5 protein-coding genes and 1 riboswitch are annotated in these 6,383 nt (G+C 50.2%); of the genes, 1 reads left to right on the forward strand and 4 read right to left on the reverse strand.

All coding sequences use genetic code 11. The annotated features are described in order from the left end of the window. Positions 1–97: 97 nt before the first annotated feature. From Q8Q07_00520 to Q8Q07_00535, 4 genes are all read right to left on the reverse strand, one after another. Complete coding sequence (locus Q8Q07_00520; protein ID MDP3878776.1) at positions 98–2,407, reverse strand: heavy metal translocating P-type ATPase; 2,310 nt, start codon at positions 2,405–2,407, stop codon at positions 98–100. A gap of 102 nt (positions 2,408–2,509) precedes the next feature. Then, positions 2,510–2,833 carry a YnfA family protein gene (locus tag Q8Q07_00525; GenBank protein ID MDP3878777.1) on the reverse strand — a complete coding sequence of 108 codons (324 nt, stop codon included), beginning with the start codon at positions 2,831–2,833 and terminating at the stop codon, positions 2,510–2,512. Then, a complete protein-coding gene (locus tag Q8Q07_00530) occupies positions 2,834–3,250 on the reverse strand; it encodes a metalloregulator ArsR/SmtB family transcription factor (GenBank protein MDP3878778.1) in 417 nt (138 codons plus the stop codon). Between the two features lie 136 nt (positions 3,251–3,386). Next, a complete protein-coding gene (locus Q8Q07_00535; GenBank protein ID MDP3878779.1) occupies positions 3,387–4,568 on the reverse strand; it encodes a cation:proton antiporter in 1,182 nt (393 codons plus the stop codon). A 63-nt stretch (positions 4,569–4,631) separates the two neighbouring features. Beyond that, positions 4,632–4,713: riboswitch (Fluoride riboswitch) on the reverse strand. An 829-nt stretch (positions 4,714–5,542) separates the two neighbouring features. On the opposite strand from Q8Q07_00535, the gene Q8Q07_00540 reads away from it, so the two are divergent. After that, positions 5,543–6,076, forward strand: coding sequence for a hypothetical protein (locus Q8Q07_00540; protein MDP3878780.1), 534 nt, complete (start codon positions 5,543–5,545; stop codon positions 6,074–6,076). Positions 6,077–6,383: the final 307 nt, after the last annotated feature.

The following is a 6,383-nucleotide window of genomic DNA, read 5'->3' on the forward strand; positions in this document are numbered from 1 at the left end:
CCTGTCGAAGGGCGCCGTTGTGGTTCGACAAGCTCACCACGAACGGCTTCATTAGTACGCTTTTCAAAATAACTCAGTACTAGTGACATCAAGCTGGTTAGCTTCTGAGTAACCTGAGACCGTTCACCATAACTACCAGGGCGCTCCCCTCGTTAATAAGTAGTCCCGGCACCAGGCCGATCTTGCCGATGAGCGCCAGTGTAACCACCAGGGCGATAATAGTCAGAGAAGCGACTACATTTTGCTTGATAGTCCTCATCGTCTTCCGGCTTACGCTCAAAGCATAGGGAATCCTGGACAGGTCATCAGACATGAGCGCCAGGTCGGCCGTCTCCAGGGCTATATCAGTACCGGCTGCCCCCATGGCGATTCCCACATCGGCGGCTGCCATCGCCGGAGCATCGTTGACTCCATCTCCTACCATGGCTATTCTGCCGTATTTTTGCTTCAGTTGGCTGACCGCGGACACTTTGTCTTCCGGCAGGAGCTGCGCTCTGTATTCATCTATTCCGACCTGGGACGCGATAGCGCGCGCCGTATCTTCATTATCTCCGGTGAGCATAACTGTGTGCTTGATCCCGGCTTTTTTGAGCGCGGTTATAGTGTCTTTAGCGTTCGGACGAAGCTGGTCTGCCACAGCTATTACCCCCAGAATCTCGTTGCGGCTCACTACCAGAACGGCGGTCTTACCCTCATTCTCCAGCCGGGCAAGCTCTTCCTCTGCCTCCCCCACCGGGATAGACATACGTTCGCACAGCCGGCGATTGCATACGTAGTAGTCACTACCGTTAAGCGTACCTCTTGCTCCCAGGCCGGTTAAGGCTTCAAAATCCGCCGGTGGCGTGACTTCTACGCCGTCTTCGCGCGCTTTTCTCAGGATGGCGTCAGCAAGGGGATGTTCTGACCGGGACTCAACCGATGCCGCGATAGAAAGCAGTCTGGTCACCGGGCCGTTCAGAGTAATCACATCCGTGACCCTGGGCAGGCCTATAGTCAGCGTTCCCGTCTTATCAAAAACCACCGCTTCGACACGGCCGGCGGCTTCCAGATCGGCGCCGCCCTTGATGAGGACGCCTTTTCTGGCTGCGGCGCTCACCGAAGCCAGCACCGAGATAGGTACCGAAAGCGCCAGGCCGCAGGAGCAGGAGACCACAAGGACTACCAGCGCCCGGTAGAACCAGGGCGTAAAAGGCTCGCCCAGCAGCCAGGGTGCCACGGCAACAATTATGGCTACGCCAAACATGACCGGTGTATATATCCGGCCGAATCGCCCGGCAAAGTGCTGGTAGCTGGACTTTTTGGCTTCTGAGCGCTCCACCGAATGGATAATCCGGGCCAGGGTCGTATCCTGAGACTGTCTGCTCACTCTTACCTCAAGGGAACCACGCTGGTTTATGCTGGCGGCAAATACCGGGTCACCCGGGGCTTTACTGACCGGGATTGATTCCCCGGTTATGGGTGCCTGATCTACCGAAGAAGAGCCGGCGACGACTGTTCCGTCAAGAGGGACATTCTCCCCGGGGCGCACGATTACTGTCTCCCCCACCTTTATTTCCTCTATGGGAAGGGTCACTTCCTGACCGTTCCTTTTCACCAGTGCTTCACGGGGCACCAGTTCCATAAGAAGCCTCAGTGAGCCTCTCGCTCTCTCAGTGGCATAGGTTTCCAGAATGGCCCCCCAGGTATAGGCGAAGACCAGAATGGCGGCTTCGTCCCAGAACCCCAGGACAATAGCGCCGATGGTGGCTATTACCAGGAGGGTATAAATATTGAGTGTTCTGGCCCGGAGTCCGGCTATGGCCATCTTAGCCGGATAGTAACCGCCGATAAGAATCGAGGCGCCATATATGAACCGGGCTGTATTGCGGTCTAGCCCCACCCGTTCCAGGACAAAAGCGGTAAGCAGGAGAATGCCGGAAACGGCGATGAATTTAACCCGGAAGTCCTGCCACCAGGCTCTGGTTCTGGTTTTGGCCTTGGCCAGCCGGGCCTTCATACCGGTTTCGGCGATAGACTTGATGATATCCTGAGAAGAAAGCCGGGAAGGGTCATAGGTGACTTCCACCTTCTGGCTGGCAAGGTTCACTTCGAAATTCAGGAGTCCGGGCAAGCTTTTGAATTTCTTTTCAATGACTATCACCTCGTCAGCGCAGTCCATACCCTCGACATACAAAGCTATGGATTGAAAGACTTGCTCGGGTTTTATTTTATAACCAAGCCTTTCCACGGTCTTGACTATCTCGTCTACCGGTAACTCATGGTCAGCGGGTCTGACGATCAGCTTGGATGATGATAGAAACACCCGGGCAGAAGCTACGCCTTTGACCCTGGAAACAGCGCCTTCTATTTTAAGAGCGCAATCAGCGCAGTCCATACCTTCCACGGTGAGGACTTTTTCTTCAGTCATATAGCCTTTCCTTCTTTCGATTCCTTTTTTGCGTAATGGCTAAATCAATATGCCCGGCTGCGACAGGTCCAACTCAAAACTCGACCTGTTCAACTGCTCCGATCAACTCCTGGGCCAGTACATGATGATAAAAACACCAGCAAGCGCGACAATACCGCCGATAAGGTCAAATTTGTCCGGTACATACTTGTCCACCAGCCAACCCCACAGAATTGCCAGTACTATGAAGATGCCACCGTAGGCAGCGTAAACTCGCCCGAAATGGGCGGGTTGCAGAGTCGGGATAACGCCATATAAGATAAGCACGATAGCTCCAGGAAGAGCGTACCAGGGACTTTTACCCCCACGTAGCCAGAGCCATATAAGGTATCCTCCGCCGATTTCACATAGCCCGGCAAGTATGAAGTAAAACAACGACCTGACCATCTAACCTCCCTGTTCAGATGCAATTCCCATCGGCACATCTTCCGACACTGGTAAATTCCAGTGCCGAGTGTGCTCCAGGCAGATTTCTAACAATTGGCGAATGTGATTATCGCTCAGGGAATAGTACATCATCCGCCCTTCCTTGCGCTGTTTAACGAGGCGGAGTGTTCGTAGTATTCGAAGGTGTTGAGATACCGCCGAGTCAGAAATTCCGACCACGCAGGCAATATCGCAGACACAAAGTTCCTCCTCTGCCAGGGAGTGCAGAATCTTGGCCCGGTTAGAATCAGCCAGCGCGCCAAAAGTCTCTGACAGCATGGTAAAAGTCTCATCAGCCAGCAGCCGTTTTTTCGCCTCGGTCACTTTTTCTTCATCGACGGCCCATATTTCGCACTTATCTTCCGCTCTGGTCATCATGAGATATTCCTTAACATCTGCGTAGATGCTAATATTTTATACCCCATAAATGTCTTTTGTCAATGCGAACGTCGGAACATTTCCCGAACTCATACCAGCGGCGAAACAAGTGCTCATGGCAACTTGTTTTGAGTAGCTATGATTTCGTGACGCTTTGCTCTCCGTTTCCGTTCAACTCTACGATATCTTCCGAATGAGCGGGCATGAACCACTTTTGAGCGATAAACGTGGGAATCACGGCACTGGCAATGACGACGCCGACCAGTAGCGAATATTGTACCTGGTCAATAATCCCCGCAGTCAGCCCGAAGACGCTGGAAATGGTGCCGAAAGTAAGGCCGGTGCTCATTAGCAGGGTCGTATACATCGCCCCATGGGGAATGTATTTCTTCGAAAAGAAGAACACGCCAAGGAACTTGCTGACCATTTTAATCCCGAACAGTATCGCGAATAATCCTGTTGCTGATGCGATCAAGGGAAAGGAAACCCGTAAGCCTCCGACGATGAAAAACGTCGGCGTAATGACGGCATATGCTACGGTCCGCAGCCGGTTCCTGACCGAGCGCGTTTCCGCTGTCTCCCGGAAGTGGGGCGACATCAGCAAGCCAAGCACAAACGCCGGAAGGACGGCATGACCGGCGCCCAGGTCGGCAAAATACATGAACGCCAGTAATAAGAGGAATACATACTTGATTTCCGGCTCAATGACCTTGTTCCTGAGCCGCGGATTGTCGAAGACCTTGTGCGAGAACCTGGTGGCAAGGACGATTACCACCATCGAAACAACAACAAATACCAGGGTAAACAGTGTAGGCTTGATGAAAATAATACTCAGAGCTAATGCGGTGCCCATATCCGTGATAAAGGTGGAAGACATGAGCAATTTGCCAACCTGTGTCTTTGCCAGGCCGGTCTCTACAAGAACCGAGTAAACGACAGCTAGCGAGGTTGTGGAAAGGGCAGTCCCTGCCAGCAAGGATGCCTGCAAACTCCAGTGGGCAACAAAATAAGTATAGGCGGCAACAGCCACAAACGGGGCCAGGAAAGAAAAGAAGCCGATGAGAAAGCTCTCTTTGAATTTCTCCCTCATCATGCCGGTATCTATCTCGGTACCGGCAAGGAAAGTGAGAGTAATGCCGCCGAAGCCGGCCAGGTATATCATCCAGTCCTGCGTGTGCAGGCCAAGAGAGCCGCCAACGGCGCCAAGTAGTATCTCAATGATGGCGACCGATATACCCAGTCTGAGTGAAATAAGACTGGCGCCGAGGACGATAATACCCATGACCAAAGGGATAATGCTATCGATCATACTGAACATATTACCTCCGGGTACTCCGAGCTCCCACAACGGTAGGCAACAAAAAAGCTTCTACCGGCGGGGATGCCAGTAGAAGCTATCAGCTTTATTTGTAGCGGTTCAGGAAATCCGGTAATCCTAGGCGAGCTTCATCACCTCTGGACACTGATTTTAGCATAATGTATTCAATCGGGCAATTTTCTTTTACTCACATCATCCGACTTTTAGAGACACAATAGGGGTCAGCTCAGTATCCACCCTACGGTTTGACAAGACCAAATCATCAGCATAGAATACCCGTTGTCAAAAGGATTTGGAAGCAATGAAGAGATTTAATTTTGCCCTGATTCTCCTCCTTATTGCGTAATTAGTTCTGAGTATGGGAAACTTTCATGGTTTCTGGTGGCACCACCGTGATGTCTTTGTCATTCCACAGCGTTCAAGCTGAATCAAGCGGTTGTAGCTCTTAAAGTTAAAGGTTTGTAGCGCCGGAATAGCGCAAAGTGTATGGTGGAGATGGGAAGGCAGTTCCCGAACTTCTATTCGAGAAGAAGGGGCTGATTCCGGCTTTACAGCAGTTGCTTACATCCTAATAGAAGCCCTAACAGTAAAATCAGACCCAGACTAATGCCAGGACATGAATTGACTTTCTCCTCAGGCTCTGACGTTTAGGCTCTCGCACCAGAACATCACCACCTAATAGGTACCAAATAGGTACCAAAAATGAACAGTAATACACAAGAATGATTATTTATAGCCTTGCCTTTTTTTTTGGGGGGGGTACAATTATACTGATACTTTAGTACCACAATACTGATACTTTAGTACCAAGGCTAGATTTAGCCTTGGTCGGGAAAGAGAAGATAAGCATAAGTATTTAGCCTCGATTAAGAATTTAGACTGCAGATCGAAGCAGAAAGGTCGATGCAATAGCAGCTTTGAGGCGCAGTCTTTTAAACAATTAAGTATAAAAATATTAATGAGGAGAACAACAAATGAAAAAAGTTTTTGGTATCGGCATCATGCTTTTTGCCCTGCTGGCACTGGTGGCAACCCCCGTATTTGCAGCAGTAACGTTTGACACAGAGACTGGAGTGGGCTTCGTCGGTAAAGGTGATGTGCAGTTGGTCTACGGCTGGAACGACAAGGCATTACAGAATAATGCAGGTGAAGTCCAGTTCCGAGTGATCAGCGAAGTAGTTACCGAGGTATCGTGGATAGCAACGAACACCAATAACGACCAGATCCAGGAACGTTCAAGGACAACCACTACCAGCATATCAGGAATCTTCAGCAGCGTAAGCCGAGAGATTCTCAAAGGTGGCAACTCAGGAAAGGTTAACGGGTTTAACCTGACCGGATACGATGGTGTTCCAACCATCTCTTCGGAAACCGAGGGCCCTGCCGTGAACAGCATCCCATCCGGACCATGGGAATTGACAACCCCGGCTGGAGACCCTGAAATTGTATCCGAAACTGGTGGTGTTCAGGTAAGTATCAATGGCACAGACTGGTTTGATCTGAACTAAACATAAGACTCTAACATCTGAATAGTCAGAAACTGGTAATTATCACAACAGACAGGGCTGAGTTATTGCTTCTGAAGAGGAGACAATAACTCAGCCCTGTTTTTATTTTATGTCAGATTCCGTGTGAAAATGGCTCATATTTTATTTCTTCAGAACCAACTTAATGAATAAAAAGTAGATGCGGTTAATGCAAATGAGGTTTGGAGTTATTTGGGAGCTCTGCGGATGTAAACTCATGTGAAACTTTTGTAAGGAGCTAGTAAAGTTTTGCAAGTGGATGGTGGGCTTTGGGGGACAGTTCCCGAAC

It is taken from the genome of Dehalococcoidales bacterium (assembly GCA_030698765.1).
Classification (GTDB): Bacteria; Chloroflexota; Dehalococcoidia; order Dehalococcoidales; family UBA2162; genus JAUYMF01.